Source organism: Enterococcus sp. NPDC086594, assembly GCF_044746145.1.
GTDB classification, from domain to species: domain Bacteria; phylum Bacillota; class Bacilli; order Lactobacillales; family Enterococcaceae; genus Enterococcus_D; species Enterococcus_D entomosocium.
Genome location: NZ_JBIVBP010000002.1, coordinates 58595 through 74306, shown reverse-complemented (window position 1 = coordinate 74306; position 15712 = coordinate 58595). Strand labels below are relative to the sequence as shown.

At 41.3% G+C, this 15712-nt stretch carries 12 protein-coding genes; 1 reads left to right on the top strand and 11 read right to left on the bottom strand.

What is annotated here, in order from left to right:
• Positions 1-8 precede the first annotated feature (8 nt).
• The 9 genes from glgB to parE all read right to left on the bottom strand — a co-directional run bounded on the left by glgB (position 9) and on the right by parE (position 13046).
• On the bottom strand, positions 9-1943 hold the full coding sequence (glgB, locus tag ACIPK1_RS04715) for a 1,4-alpha-glucan branching protein GlgB (RefSeq protein WP_400450022.1): 1935 nt from the start codon (positions 1941-1943) through the stop codon (positions 9-11).
• Between the two features lie 174 nt (positions 1944-2117).
• Positions 2118-2525 (bottom strand): hypothetical protein, encoded by a 408-nt coding sequence (locus ACIPK1_RS04710; protein WP_016621302.1) that lies wholly within the window; start codon positions 2523-2525, stop codon positions 2118-2120.
• 94 nt (positions 2526-2619) lie between these two features.
• Complete coding sequence (locus tag ACIPK1_RS04705) at positions 2620-3066, bottom strand: hypothetical protein (protein ID WP_400450020.1); 447 nt, start codon at positions 3064-3066, stop codon at positions 2620-2622.
• A gap of 197 nt (positions 3067-3263) precedes the next feature.
• Positions 3264-4073, bottom strand: coding sequence for a DUF1803 domain-containing protein (locus tag ACIPK1_RS04700; protein WP_034872210.1), 810 nt, complete (start codon positions 4071-4073; stop codon positions 3264-3266).
• Between the two features lie 88 nt (positions 4074-4161).
• Positions 4162-5091, bottom strand: coding sequence for a manganese-dependent inorganic pyrophosphatase (locus ACIPK1_RS04695; RefSeq protein WP_400450019.1), 930 nt, complete (start codon positions 5089-5091; stop codon positions 4162-4164).
• 94 nt (positions 5092-5185) lie between these two features.
• The gene (gene pflA / locus ACIPK1_RS04690; RefSeq protein WP_008379682.1) at positions 5186-5941 is read right to left on the bottom strand and encodes a pyruvate formate-lyase-activating protein; all 756 of its coding nucleotides are present in this window, start codon (positions 5939-5941) and stop codon (positions 5186-5188) included.
• A gap of 104 nt (positions 5942-6045) precedes the next feature.
• Complete coding sequence (gene pflB / locus ACIPK1_RS04685) at positions 6046-8274, bottom strand: formate C-acetyltransferase (RefSeq protein ID WP_008379680.1); 2229 nt, start codon at positions 8272-8274, stop codon at positions 6046-6048.
• A gap of 270 nt (positions 8275-8544) precedes the next feature.
• Positions 8545-11007 (bottom strand): DNA topoisomerase IV subunit A, encoded by a 2463-nt coding sequence (gene parC / locus ACIPK1_RS04680; RefSeq protein WP_005236805.1) that lies wholly within the window; start codon positions 11005-11007, stop codon positions 8545-8547.
• 11 nt (positions 11008-11018) lie between these two features.
• The gene (gene parE, locus ACIPK1_RS04675; RefSeq protein ID WP_400450017.1) at positions 11019-13046 is read right to left on the bottom strand and encodes a DNA topoisomerase IV subunit B; all 2028 of its coding nucleotides are present in this window, start codon (positions 13044-13046) and stop codon (positions 11019-11021) included.
• Between the two features lie 284 nt (positions 13047-13330).
• Here parE and plsY point away from each other — a divergent pair, with 284 nt between their 5' ends.
• Entirely contained in the window at positions 13331-13969 is a 639-nt protein-coding gene (plsY, locus tag ACIPK1_RS04670; protein WP_008379676.1) for a glycerol-3-phosphate 1-O-acyltransferase PlsY, read from the top strand.
• 52 nt (positions 13970-14021) lie between these two features.
• Here plsY and ACIPK1_RS04665 read toward each other — a convergent pair whose 3' ends face one another.
• Positions 14022-14897, bottom strand: coding sequence for an aldose 1-epimerase family protein (locus ACIPK1_RS04665; protein ID WP_008379674.1), 876 nt, complete (start codon positions 14895-14897; stop codon positions 14022-14024).
• 11 nt (positions 14898-14908) lie between these two features.
• Entirely contained in the window at positions 14909-15700 is a 792-nt protein-coding gene (gene codY / locus ACIPK1_RS04660; RefSeq protein WP_005236817.1) for a GTP-sensing pleiotropic transcriptional regulator CodY, read from the bottom strand.
• Positions 15701-15712 lie beyond the last annotated feature (12 nt).

Genomic DNA, 15712 nt, shown 5'->3' with positions numbered 1-15712 from the left:
CTCTTTTTTTATGCTTTCTTTACTGCTTTTTTACGAGTCATTTTGATTTTTTCTGGTTTGATAATCAAAGCCCCAAGTGCAGGCAAAATTGTTTTGATTTGATAGTCGTATTGTTTAAAAGGGGCATTACTGGTCTGGCAGTCTTGGTTATTAGCCACCCAAGTTCCACCAAATACATCCCGTTCAGTGTTTAAAATCTCTCGATACGTTCCTTCGTATGGCACGCCGATCGCAAAATCGTGACGCTCCACTGGTGTCAGATTGACAACAACGATCAAGAAATCTTTTTTCGTTTTTCCTTGTCGTAAGAAAGTCAATGTCGTTTCATCTAAGTTGTCTGCATCGATCACCATCAATGAATCTTCTTGATCATCCAATTCCCAAAGGGCTCGTTCTTCTTTGTATAGTTCATTCAAGGTCTGGGTGAAGAACTGTATTTTTGCATTTAATGTGTCGTTTAAATCGCCCCATTCAAGCCCATGATCATATTTCCATTCTAAAAACTGCCCCCATTCACTACCCATGAATAACAGTTTTTTCCCTGGATGCATCATCATGTACGTATAGAGATTTCGTAGTTGTGAAAACTGTTTGTAGCGGTCCCCCCACATTTTATGCATCAAACTTTTTTTACCATGAACGACTTCATCATGAGAAAGTGGCAAGATATAATTTTCTTGCATCCGATACATGAAAGAGAAAGAAAGCAGATTTAAATGATCTTTACGGAAAATCGGGTCCATTTCATAAAAACGCAGGACATCGTTCATCCAGCCCATATTCCATTTATAATCAAATCCTAACGCGCCTTCTTCGACCATTCCTGTTATTTTGGTTTCAGACGTACTTTCTTCTGCAATCATGACCACTGCTGGATGGGCTAACTTGATAACAGAATTAAGCTTCTGTAAAAAGTAATAGCCTTCAAAGTTGCGATTGCCCCCTTCGTGATTTGGTTCCCATGGACCTTCATCATAATCGCGATAGATCATGTTGGAAACGGCATCTACCCGAATACCATCAATATGATAAAATTCGATCCAGAACAAGGCACTTGAGATCAGAAAGCTTTGGACTTGTGGTTTGCCGAGATCAAAGTTGATCGCACCCCAGCGAACATTTTTGGCACGGTTTTCATCCATGTATTCAAATGTCGGCGTGCCGTCATAATAAGCTAGGCTGTCATCATTGACACAAAAATGTCCTGGTACCCAATCAACAAAGACACCAATATTTTCTAAATGGCATGCCTCTACAAAGTCTTGAAATTCTTCTGGTGTCCCATAATAGGAACTGAGCGCAAAATAACCTGTCAGCTGATAGCCCCACGAGGTACCTAATGGATGTTCCATCAAAGGCATAAATTCAATATGGGTATAACCCATTTTTTTCACATAAGGAATAAGTTCATCTTTTAATTCAGAGAAGCGATAAGGGGTGCCGTCTTCGTGGTGCTTCCACGAGCTGGCATGAACTTCATAAATATTTAGAGGTCGATTAAATGTTTTCTGTCTTTTTTTGCGGCCTTGCCATAGTCCATCCCGCCATTTTTTTTGTGGGATCGAATGCAACACGGCAGCAGTTCCTGGTCGAGCTTCGAAATGGACAGCAAAAGGATCAATCTTCAATACTTCTCGTCCATTTGCTTGTTTGACTTTGTATTTGTAAAGCTGTCCTTCTTTTACTTGGTTGGTCTCAATCTCCCAGACCCCAGATTCTGCCCTTTTATTCATTGGCAAAGTGTCTGTCCATTGGTTGAAATCACCAACCAGCCAAACTTGTTGAGCGTTTGGTGCCCAAACACGAAACACATAGCCGTCATCCGCTTGATGGGCTCCTAAGAAATGTTGGACATAAAAATTTTCACCGCTCAGAAAGTCCTTTTCTGCAGTCAGTACCTGTTGTTTGGTAACCACTCTCTCATCAGTCCTCCTTCGACTCATCTTGATCGCTTATTCTTTAACGATCGATCATTGTCCCATTTTTTCATAGAGAAGCATTTGCAATCAAACGATCTCTACTGTTAGCATAGCATAAAATAAAATTCTAGTAACCTAATAACCCTATGATACGAACGAATTATTCAGGACAGAAAAAAACAGCTTGAACGTATCTGTTCAACCTGTTTCAGCTCTACTTTTTAGCTTTTGGAAAATGAAGTATGTGACTACACTTAACTGAAACAAACTTGCCAAAACCAGGATGAAAACAATCATCACCGGAAGTGTCTCAGTTAATTCAACATATGCCAGCAGTGTCCCAAATGCAGAAGAGGCGGAGCAAAAACACCAGAATCGAAACCCGTAAAAACTCGTCACTACGGTATAAAGACTAATAATCCCCAATAAGAAAAGCTGAGTAAATCGGTCAAATACCGTATCGGTATAATAAATTTCACCTAACATGACTTGGATCTTACCAAAACTAGTTGGTACTTTATAAAGCGTCAGCAATGCACCGATCAAACTGAATGCACCAATCAAAAGATGACTGCCAGCTAAGCTGATTCGAATGTTTAGTTTCACGCGTCCTTCACAACCTTCAATCTTCGATCCTTTTACGAAAACAACTGCTTCTACAGCCGTTTCCCTTCTTCGCTAGAGCCGAAATCACCTTCAATTATTTTGCTTGCCAAAGCTCTTTTACTTGCCCATCGGTGTAAACTTTATAGGCTTTATTTACTGCCAAGGACTTGTCTGCGTGACCAATTAAGTAATAATTGCCATCACAGTCAAACTCTCCCTCACTCAATAATTTATAACTCGTTAATGGACCACCTGCCATTTTTTTCGCCAAATAACGAAGGGCATTCGCGGGATTCACTAAATAGTTTTGATTCACTAGCCAATCAATAACCACTGAAACGATCGTATTTGCCCTAAATCGTTCCTTTTGCTTTAATGCGAGAATGAGATCTCCATCAGAAAAACGCGTTTCATCGATCCCCGCATTTGTAATTGCTTGCCGTGCCGCTTCTATCTCTGACATTGATACGAATGTAATCATTTCTGCTTTCGTTTTATTCCGTTCCAACTGTTCAAAATCAACCGTTTTATATCCTTCCATTTTTATATCCCCTTTCAACGTTCTAAAATCATCATATCATCAAGAAATCAAATCTCCAAACAAAACGATCGTTATATTTTAATTTTTATTCATCAAATTATCATTTTAATGAACAAGAAAAAAAGCTATTAGAATACCATCTAACAGCTTTGTAATATTCAGAAAATTTAAAACAAATAACATAATTATTAGAAATCTCAATTATCATTGAAAAAAAACGTGTTGTATGAACCTGCCTTTTTCGCTAAGTGAGCGAGCACTGATCGTTGCAAGAAAATATCCTTTTCAGCAGATGGATAACGGCCGTTTTTTAGATTATCACAATTTATTTCTTCCAGCAAGAAATCTAGCTCGGAACTAACGATTTTCAACTGTTGAAGCGATTCTAGAAAAATACTCGGACGCACTTTTTTGTTTTTACGGATACGTTCAAAGATGACACTTACTTGATCTAAGTAATAGACCGGATCGACATCGCCGATCAAATCCATTAGTTCGTCATAAACCGATAGATTTTGCAGCTGGCGATTTGCTTCAAAAAAAGCCGGCAGCGTTGGTGGCCATGGCGCTTCTGCGTATGAGATCATCTGAAAACTTTCATGGGCCAAGGAATAAACAATCCCCTGCTCCACCTCCTGCAAACAACCATAGAAGTATTTATTTTCATTACTTAATGTCGCAAAGTTTTTGAGAAAACCAGCGATTTCTTGTGTTGACCAATCAAGGGCATCTTGATAAAAACCGTCACTTTCTTGCAGCTGCTTTTGATCTTCTTCAGTATAAACAGGAAAACCTAAAAAATAGCGTCGATTTTGGCGGATGATCAAAGCTGATGCGATCAGACGGTCAAGGGTTTTATCAAATGACACCTCTGGAAACTTCGCTTTTAGCTCTCGTAGTGTCGGTGGTTCCTGACAGCTTAAAAGCACATGAACCAAATCATGGAATTCAGAAGATGCCAGGATCGGTTGCAACGAACGATAATGGGGACTATAAAAAAATTTCACTGTGTGTACTCCTTATTAAAAAAATCATGAAAAATGCTGGCTTGATCTACCAAAACAGATCTCACCAGCACTCTGACATTTATCCTAATTATCCTTCGAAAACCGCTGTTAATTGAGGAACGATTTGTTTTTTACGAGAAACAACGCCAGGTAAAAAGGCACGATGGTTCGTTAATGTCGTTTCAAACGCTGCTTCTACTGGGGCAATTGGTTCACCAACAACTAATAGCTCAGAATTACTGTCTAAGATATCAGTAGCAACAAGCAAGAACAAATCATAGCCATTTGCTGACATTGATTCTTTCATGGCAGCTTCCAATTCTGCTTGACGGTCAAAGACCTCTTTTAGGTCGACTGTATTGACTTGTCCGATACGGATGTTTTTCCCGCCCATTGGGAAGCTTTTTGCATCAAGATCCAGCAATTCTGCTGCTGATTTCGTTCCAAGATTTGTGCCGGCTTTCAACATATCCAATCCGTATGCTTCCAGTTCAACACCTGCTAAAACCGCTAATTCTTTTGCTGCCGCTACATCTTCATCGGTACATGTTGGCGATTTGAACAACAATGTATCGGAGATGATCGCTGAAAGCATGATTCCTGCGATCGCTTTTGGAATTTCCACTTGATTTTCTTTGTATAACTTCAATACGATCGTACTGGTACAACCAACAGGTTCTGCACGATAATACAACGGATTGGCTGTCTCAAAGTTAGCAATACGGTGATGATCAACCACTGCCAACACTGTAACATCAGCGATATCTGCCGCACTTTGCTGAAACTCATTGTGATCCACCAGCATTACTTCTTGTGTTTCCTTAGTTACTGAATCGATTACACGAGGAGTAGCCAGGCTAAAGGTGTCTAGTGCAAATTGTGTTTCTTCATTCGGTGTACCTAGCGCCACCGCTTCACAGTCTTTCCCAAGTTGATTTTGTAAGTTTGCAAAGGCAATCGCTGCACCAATAGCGTCGGTATCAGGATTTTGGTGACCGAATACTAATATTTTCGACATTTCTTCATCGCTCCTATTTCAATTGATATTCACTTTCTAATCATAGTAAAAAAACAGGAAAGAAGCAATAGCAATCTCTTCTTTCCTGTTTTGATCAACGGGTTAAGTAGCCTTTATAGTCATCTACATGGAGCAAACGTTTGGCATTTTTCACCCGATCTTCGGTTGGTGGTTCGATCCCTTCAAGGGGATATTTCAAGCCTAGCTCATCCCACTTGTATTTCCCCATCGTGTGATAAGGTAAGATCTCAACTTTATCGACATTCTTCAACGTCTTGATAAATTCATCCAAACGGATCAAGAAGTCATCATAATCGCTTCTAAAAGGAACCAGCACATGACGAATCCAGACGGGCTGATTGATCTCTGAAAGATAATTTGCCATATCCAAAATATTATCATTGGATTGGGTGGTCAGCTCTTTATGGGCTTTGTTATCGATATGTTTGATATCAAACAACAGCAAATCAGTCACAGTCATCAACTCTTGAAACTTACTGAAAAAAGGCTCTTCTCGTGTAAATGGTTTTCCGCAAGTGTCCAGTGTTGTGCTGACCCCTTCTGCTTTGGCTTTGCGAAACAGATCGATCAGAAAGTCCATTTGAAGTAACGGTTCCCCACCACTAACGGTGATCCCACCTTTTTGTCCCCAGAATTCGCGATATTTCAACGCCTCTTCTAAGACGTCATCAGTCGTTCGTTCGATACCCGTGCCAATCTTCCAAGTATCTGGATTATGACAAAACTGGCAACGCATGCGGCATCCTTGCATGAATACAATAAAACGGATACCTGGTCCATCTACTGATCCAAAACTTTCTGTTGAATGTACTTGTCCTGTTACTGCCATAATGCTCTTCCTTTCTTCGAAACGACGGATAACCATGCTCCGTCTGATACTCTCAAAACAAGAGGCGGCGGATTTTCCCGTCCGCCGCCTGAAGTTGTTGCTTATTACATTGCTTCGTGCATTGTACGAGCAATGACATCATCTTGTTGTTCTTTGGTTAATTTAATGAAATTAACCGCATAACCAGAAACCCGAATCGTTAATTGTGGGTATTTTTCTGGGTGAGCTTGCGCATCAAGTAATGTATCACGGTTAAATACGTTGATATTTAAGTGGTGACCACCTTTTGCTGCATAGCCATCTAGCATTGTTGCTAGGTTTTCTTGTTGTGTCTCATCGTCACGACCTAATGCTTTAGGTACGATTGAGAAGGTGTTTGAAATACCATCTAATGAGTAATCATATGGTAATTTCGCAACTGACGAAAGACTTGCTAATGCACCATGCGTATCGCGGCCATGCATTGGGTTTGCACCTGGAGCAAATGGTGCACCTGCACGACGTCCATCAGGCGTGTTCCCTGTTTTCTTCCCATAAACCACATTAGAAGTGATTGTAAGGATCGAAGTTGTATGTTTTGCATCACGATATGTTTTTGTGCGTTTTACTTTCTTCATGAAAGCTTTCAACAAGTTGACTGCGATATCATCTACACGGTCATCATTGTTTCCGTATTTAGGATAATCGCCTTCGATTTCGTAATCTTCAACAATGCCGTTTTCATCACGAATCGTACGAACTTTGGCATATTTAATCGCTGATAATGAATCAACTGCAACAGAGAAACCAGCGATACCAGTAGCCATCGTACGTAGAATATCTGTATCTTGGAGCGCCATTTCAATGCGTTCATAAGAATATTTGTCATGCATGTAATGAATGATGTTCAATGTGTTCACATACAGATCACAAATCCAGTCCATCATTGTGTCATATTTTTCCATTACTTCGTTGTAATCCAAGTATTCAGAAGTAATTGGTTGGAATTTTGGTCCAACTTGTGCTTTTGATTTTTCATCGACCCCACCGTTGATTGCATACAACAATGTTTTCGCTAAGTTGGCACGAGCACCAAAGAATTGCATTTGTTTCCCGATGCGCATTGCGGATACACAACAAGCGATTCCGTAATCATCGCCCCAATGTCCACGCATCACATCATCGTTTTCATATTGAATCGCTGATGTTTGGATCGACATTTTCGCACAGAATGTTTTGAAGTTATGAGGCAAACGTGTTGACCATAAAACAGTCAAGTTTGGTTCTGGTGCTGGACCTAAGTTTGCTAGAGTGTGTAAGAAACGGAAGCTGTTTTTTGTTACCATGTGGCGTCCATCTTCACCCATACCAGCGATTGACTCAGTTACCCAAGTTGGGTCACCAGAGAACAATGCGTTGTAATCAGGCGTCCGAGCAAATTTCACAAGACGTAGTTTCATGACAAAATGGTCAACGATTTCTTGTGCTTCTTCTTCAGTGATCACGCCATTTTTTAAATCGCGTTCAACATAAATATCAAGGAAAGTTGACGTACGTCCCAATGACATTGCCGCACCATTTTGCTCTTTGATGGCTGCTAAGTAACCAAGATATAACCATTGGAATGCTTCTTTCGCCGTTTGAGCTGGTTTAGAAATATCAAATCCGTAAATGTTTCCTAATTCTTTCAATTCGCTTAAAGCGCGAATTTGTTCACTTAATTCTTCACGTTGGCGGATAATGTCTTCAGACATGGTTCCGTTTCCGCAATACAATAGGTCTTGTTGTTTTTCTTTGATCAAGAAATCCACTCCGTATAATGCAACACGACGGTAGTCACCAATGATCCGGCCACGGCCGTATGCATCAGGAAGACCTGTGATTACACCAGAACGACGAGCTGCTCTGATTTCAGGTGTATAGGCATCAAATACCCCTTGGTTATGTGTTTTACGGTAGTCGCGGAAAATGTGAGAAACTTCCGCATCGATTTCATAGCCGTAAGATTCTGCTGCTTGTTCTGACATGCGGATGCCGCCAAATGGTTGCAAGCTGCGTTTAAATGGTTTTTCCGTTTGGAAACCAACAACTGTTTCTAAGTTTTTGTCTAAGTAGCCAGGTCCATGAGAAGTAATCGTTGAAACGACTTTTGTATCCATATCCAATACGCCGCCAGCTTCACGCTCTTGCTTGTTCAGTTCCATGACTTGATCCCATAGCTTCGTCGTTGCTTCAGTAGCATCTGCTAGGAATTCATCTGTTCCGTCATAAGGTGTGTAGTTTTCTTGGATGAAGTCGCGTACGTTTACTTCTTCTTTCCAAGTTTTTCCTTTAAATCCATTCCATTGTTCCATCTGATGGACCTCCTTAAATTTTCTGTTCACTAATGTAACAGCTTTACGTGAACAGTATAACACACACCCTAATGATTGCAAGTGTTTTCAAGAATTATTTTGAACAATTTAGTTTTTTTTAAGATTTTTATTATTAAAAACGTTGATTTATAAGCATTTATCAAATGTGAATCTTTTATTAAAGTGCGTTTTTTATTAATGTGAAAGATTAATTAAGAGGCAAAAAAATAACCATTCTGTACTGGTACAGAATGGTTGCTTTGTTATAATTTATAGTACAGAATCCTCTGCGATTGCAGGACTGATTTGTGTTTTCACTTCGTAGATTTGCCCCCCTGTTTTCTCATCCATGATAAATGAGCCGTTGGAGGTCCGATCATTGATCGGGATTTGATTCGTGATGACTTCAAAGGCTTGTCCTTTTTGGTTGGTTACCAGTAGCTGCTGGTTCTCTCCATTCCCCATATAGACTACGCGATGAGGGTTTTTCTTCAATTCCCGTAAGACCATCAATCCACGCTTCGCCCGTCCTAATTGGGTGATCTCTTGGGCTAGCATGCGTTTTGCTGCGCCACGTTGGGTAATCAGAACGATCGGTGTATCCCCTTCTGAATAAACTAACAACCCATTGATAAGATAATCATCCGCTTTAAGGTTCATCGCTTTGACCCCAGCTGCTTTTGGTCCCACAACGGGCACTTCATTAAGCGAATACCGTAAGCCAAAGGCAAGATGACTGACTAAAAAGACATCCATTTCTTCTGTTTGATCAGTCAAAAAGACATTGACTAATTCATCTGATTCATCTTTCAGCTTCATGATCGTCATTGGCCGTGTCTTATAGGTGCGCCAAGGTTCAAATTCCGTCATTCGTGTTTGTTTAATCATGCCGTTTTTACTGATCAGCACAAAGTTTTTCAACGGATCGATCTCTTTGTAGGCAAAGACCCCAATGATCATTTCATCTTGCGCCAGTGTCATAACCGTTTGCGAAATATGTTCGCCTAGATCTTTCCATTTTAAATCAGGCAATTCATGAACCGGACGATAGATCGTGTTTCCTTTATTGGTTACCAATAACAGATGATCCAACGTATTCATTTGGTTGCTGTAAAGTAAAGAGTCGCCTTCTTTCATGCCGATCTCTTCTGGTTTTGAGGCACCGTAAGAACGCAAACTGCTGCGTTTGACATAACCGTCTCTTGTGACTGTCACGACGACTTCTTCTTGCGCGACTAAAACTTGTGTTTCGATCTTGATTTCTTGAATTTCGGCTTCGATCTCAGTCAATCGCGGTGTCGAATATTTTTTCTTGATCTCCCGCAATTCCTTTTTGATCACTTTCAGTAATTCACTTTCCTCATTTAAAATCGTTGTCAATTCAGCGATCGTTTCAGCAAGTTCTTTCGCCTCTGCTTGCAATTGTGTGATATCCGTATTGGTCAAGCGGTACAACTGTAAGTTCACAATGGCTTCTGCTTGCTCTTCCGTAAAACCGTGCTGAACAACCAGATTGTTTTTGGCATCTTTTTTGTCTTTACTGCCGCGAATGGTGGCGATCACTTCATCAAGAATCGATAAAGCTTTGATTAACCCATCGACGATATGCTGTCTCTTTTGGGCTTTTTGCAGTTCAAAACGACTGCGTTTTTCGATCACTTCACGCCGATGCTTGATGTAGCTTTCTAAAATCCGTTTCAAACCGACTTGTTGGGGGCGCATATTGTCGATAGCCACCATGTTGAAGTTGTAGTTGATCTGCAATTCGGTATTTTTAAATAAATAATTTAAAATTCCTTGTGCATTTGCTTCTTTTTTCAGCTCGACAACGATCTGCAAACCAGTACGGTCAGTTTCATCACGCACTTCAGCAATCCCGTCGATCCGTTTATTCAAACGAATCTCATCCATTTTTTTGACTAGATTGGCTTTATTGACCTCATAGGGAATCTCATTGATAACGATTTGCTGCTTGCCACCTTTGATGTCTTCGATCTTGGTTTTCGAACGCAGGATCACTTTGCCTTTGCCTGTTTCATAGGCTTTTTTGATTTCTTCTTTCCCTTGTAAAATCCCTCCTGTTGGAAAATCAGGGCCGGGAATATACTTCATCAGCTGATCCAAAGAAGCTTGCGGATGGTCGATCAAATAGACCGTTCCATCGATGATTTCCCCTAAATTATGGGTGGGAATTTCCGTTGCATACCCAGCTGAGATCCCAGTTGAGCCATTGACTAACAGATTTGGGTATTTTGCTGGTAAGACCGTTGGTTCTTTTTCGGTATCATCAAAATTCCACACCAATTCGACGGTGTTTTTTTCGATATCTTTTAACAGCTCACCGCTTAATTCTGAAAGTCGTGCTTCGGTATAACGCATGGCAGCTGGCGGATCACCATCCATACTCCCGTTGTTTCCGTGCATTTCAATCAAAATCTGACGCAATTTCCAGTCTTGGCTCATGCGGACCATTGCTTCATAAATACTCGAGTCACCATGGGGATGAAAGTTCCCCATGATATTCCCGACTGATTTCGCTGATTTGCGGAAGCCTTTGTCATACGTATTGCCGTCTTGGTTCATGGCAAACAAGATGCGCCGCTGAACCGGTTTTAACCCATCACGAATATCTGGCAATGCCCGTTCTTGAATAATGTATTTGGAATATCGACCGAAGCGATCTCCCATCACTTCTTCCAATGTCAATTCTTGTATATTGCTTCTGTGTTCCAAGAGACCACCTCCTATTCCTTAACTAAATGTTTGCTTTCTGCTTGTTCGGTATCCATTAACTTTTCATCAACTAATTCCGGTACCGTATCTTCTTTTTTATCCAAAATACTGCCATCTTCTTCTAAACTGAATTGAACATGGCTTTCGATCCACTTCCGACGAGGTTCTACCTTGTCCCCCATCAAAGTGGTGACGCGACGTTCTGCTTGAGCCGCATCATCGATTCTTACCCGAATCAGCGTCCGCGTTTCTGGGTCCATCGTCGTTTCCCACAATTGATCGGCATTCATTTCCCCCAACCCTTTGTAGCGCTGAAGCATATAGCCTTTACCGATTTTTTGGGTCAGTTTGCTTAGTTCATCATCCGTCCAAGCATATTCGACTACTGCCTTTTTCCCTAACCCTTTAGACACTTTATACAAAGGTGGCAAAGCAATGTATACTTTTCCCACTTCGATCAAAGGTTTCATATACCGGTAGAAAAACGTTAAAAGCAGCACTTGGATGTGCGCCCCATCGGTATCCGCATCGGTCATGATAATGACTTTGTCATAATTGCAGTCTTCAATCGAAAACTCTGGGCCAACACCGGCACCGATAGTATAGATCATGGTATTGATCTCTTCATTTTTCAAAATATCCTGCATCTTGGCTTTTTCTGTATTGATAACTTTGCCTCGTAACGGTAAAATCGCTTGGAACTTGCGGTCACGGCCTTGCTTCGCTGACCCGCCGGCTGAGTCCCCCTCCACCAAATACAATTCATTTTTCTTAGGATTACGAGACTGAGCAGGCGTTAATTTTCCAGAAAGCAGTGACTCACCTTTTTTGCGTTTCTTTCCAGTGCGGCTTTCTTCTCTCGCCTTTCTGGCAGCTTCACGGGCCTCTCTTGCTTTGATTGCTTTACGAACCAGCATTTGACTCATTTCACTGTTTTCTTGCAGGTAATAGCCTAGTTGCTCGCCAATCACATTGTCTACAGCATTTCTTGCTAAGGGTGTTCCTAATTTCCCTTTGGTCTGTCCTTCAAATTGCAAAAGATTTTCTGGAACACGGATCGACAGCACGGCCGCTAAGCCTTCACGAAAATCACTACCTTCAAGGTTCTTATCTTTTTCCTTCAACAAATTGACCTTGCGGGCATATTCATTGAAAGCTTTCGTCATTGATGTTTTCATCCCAACTTCATGGGTACCACCATCTTTGGTACGTACATTGTTGACAAAGGACAAGACATTTTCCGAATAGCCATCATTGTATTGAAAGGCAAGTTCTACCTCGATTGCTTCTTTGGTACCGGAAAAATAAACCACCTGGGTCAAGGTATCTTTTTCTTCATTTAAATAATCAACGAATTCTTTGATGCCTTCTTCATATAAAAAAACTTCATGAATTGGTTCTTCCCCACGTTCATCCGTCAGGGAGATTTTGACCCCTTTTAGCAAGAAAGCCGATTCTCTTAAACGTTCTGCGAGAATTTCATAGGAGAATTTGGTTGTTGAAAAGATCGTGTCGTCAGGTTTAAAGGTGACTGTGGTTCCAGTTGGTTTACGAGTTTTGCCGATTTTTTTCAAAGTACCCGCTGGTTTCCCACCGTCTTTGAAGCTCTGTTTGTATTCGATGCCATCACGAACGATGACTACTTCCAGCCAGCTGGATAGAGCATTTACAACACTGGCACCAACCCCATGAAGGCCGCCAGAAGTTTTGTAGCCTCCTTGGCCAAACTTCCCGCCGGCATGTAGCACTGTGAAGATCACTTCAACAGTAGGGATTCCCGATGCATGTGTCCCGACCGGCATTCCTCGCCCATTGTCTCGAACACTGATACTATTGTCTTTGTGGATCGTAACATCGATTTCATTGCCGTATCCAGAGAGTGCCTCATCAACCGCATTATCGACGATTTCATACACTAAGTGATGTAAGCCGCGGCTATCGGTCGAGCCGATATACATTCCTGGCCGTTTTCTTACTGCTTCTAGGCCCTCTAAGACCTGAATGGAAGCATCATTATATTCTGTGGTTTTCTTTGCCAAACCCACCGCTCCTTTAATCTTGATCAGTCCTTTTTTACTGCTGAAAGGACTGCAAAAAAAATCTTAACACAAAATACGCTTTTTTCAAGCGAACATTTTTCTAAACTATCTTATCCTTTTTCCTTTGTTTGCACAAGCTAGAGTCACAAAATGGCTTGTTTGTGTTTCACAGCTCCGAGGAAAGCTGTTTTTCTTCTTTCCCTGACTAGCGAAAGATTTTCTTATTGTTGGAAAGGCGTTTTCATGCTAAAATTGCCCTAGCCTTGCAAAGAAAGTTGGTTATTATGAATACGATTCTTTTATTTATTGTTGCTTACCTTTTAGGTTCGATCCCCTCGGGTGTTTGGATTGGCCAATTGTTTTTCAAAAAAGATATTCGCCAATTCGGCAGCGGCAATACGGGAACGACCAATACATTTCGCGTTTTAGGAAAGAAAGCCGGGATCGTTGTTTTATTGATGGATATCTTAAAAGGAACTTTGGCAACCAGTTTGCCTGTCCTCTTTGGTCTCCATACCGTCAATCCGCTCTGGTTTGGGGTCTGCGCGATCTTAGGTCATACCTTTCCGATCTTTGCCAAGTTTAAAGGCGGCAAAGCGGTGGCGACAAGTGCTGGGATGCTCTTAGGATACAATCCGCTCTTTTTCATTTATTCTTCATTGATTTTTGTTATCTGTCTTTATGTGACAAGTATGGTAAGCCTGACCAGTATGATCGCGGCGTGTTTGATCACCTTATCGACGGTCGTTTTGCCTTTTATCGCCCCTGCGATATTGCCTGAGCAAAACTGGTTGCTGACCTTCATCGCGATCGGCGTAACGATTTTTATCTTTATTCGCCATCGCGAAAATATTTCACGTATTAAAGACGGGACTGAAAGTCGGGTACCGTTTGGTCTGAATAAGCGTCAAGCGAACAAATAAGCAGAAGCTGAGAAAAGTGCAATGACTTTTCTCAGCTTCTTTTTGCCTGCTTTTATTTGACTGTGATCGAGTACTTTGTTTCAAATAACTCCTCAGGCGAAAGTGCTTGAATACCCAATTTTTCTGAAAGCTCACCGGAAGCTTCCAGTGTATCTGCGATACCGCACCATGGTTCTATACATAGAAACGGCGATTTTACGGGATACGTGGACCAAAAACCGACATACGGCATATTATTGTAGCTTAACGTAACACTATGAGGCGATTTCTCACTGCGAATCGAGTAGGAATGTAATCCTTTCGTTTCATAAACCAGCGCATCATTTGCAAACATATCGTGGGTCAAGCGCAAATCCGTATTCGTTTGACCGAGTGTGCGTTGTTCATAATCAATATAATTGCCTTTTAATGGCAATTTCACTCGTGATTTTTTTGGAGAAAAAGAAAGGTAGTAGTCTTCAAATGTCAGCCCTTTTTCAAGTGGGACGTTGAATGCAGGGTGTCCTCCAATGGAGAAGAATAGTTCTTTTTGACCGCTATTCTTTACTTGGTATTTGACGACTAAGCCATCACCGCCTAATTCGTAACTGACATACAGCTGAAAATCAAACGGATACTTCACTTTGGTTTCAGTTGAACTTTCTAATAGAAACAAGGCATAGTCTGTACGTTTTTCAACGACAGTAAACACCATGTCTCTGGCAAACCCATGACGGGGCAAATGATAACTTTTGCCCTCATGCTGATAGGTGTCCTCTTTTAAGGCGCCAACAATCGGAAATAAGATTGGCGCATGCTTTCCCCAGTGGTTTGGATCAGCTTGCCAAATATATTCAAGGTCATTGCTTGTATCAACTAAGCTTTGTAGCTCAGCCCCTTTTTCTGCAATTTTTGCTTGCAGATGACCCGCCGTGATGGTAACTGTCATGGTCTCATCTCCTAATATTGATGTTTCGTCAATTCCTCTTTAAAGCGGCTGTTAAGCACTTTTAAATAGGTGCCTTTCATCCCCAAAGAGCGGGATTCTATAATGCCGGCAGACTCTAGTTTACGCAAAGCATTTACGATCACCGACCGTGTAATTCCAATGCGATCAGCGATACTTGACGCGGTCAGACGACCTTCGTCGCCTTCTAATGCCTCAAAGATCGCTTGAACAGCTTTCAACTCACTATAAGAAAGGGTGTTGATTGCCATTTGAACAGCTGTGGTACTGCGAACATCTTCTTCGATACTGCGGGATTTTTGGTACAAGAATTGCATACCAACAACTGTCGCACTGTATTCCGCTAATACCAAATCGTCGTCATCAAAGGACTTATCGATCCTGGAAAGAATGATCGTACCTAAACGTTCTCCTGCACCGTAAATCGGTACGATGGTCGTTAGTCCGTTGGGATACAACTCACGGCCTTCTACAGGAAAAGCGGTCATATCATCACTGATTGGCACATTAGCTTCTGTGGAAGTCAGGTGATCGACTAAATCTGTATAATTTTTAGGAAACTGTTTTTCAACAAACATTTTTTTGATGCGTTCATTATTGACATCATGGTTCTCAACAAAACCTAACACGCTACCGTCAATGCTAATAATATACGCATTGCTGTCTAGGATGTTTCCTAAAATGACAGCCATCTTGTCGTAAGGCAAATCAGAAGCTAAATTAAAGGTGTTTTTTTGCTGCAATAATTCGTTGATTTGTCTTGTCTTTTCTAATAATGTTTTCATTGGTCCGCTCCC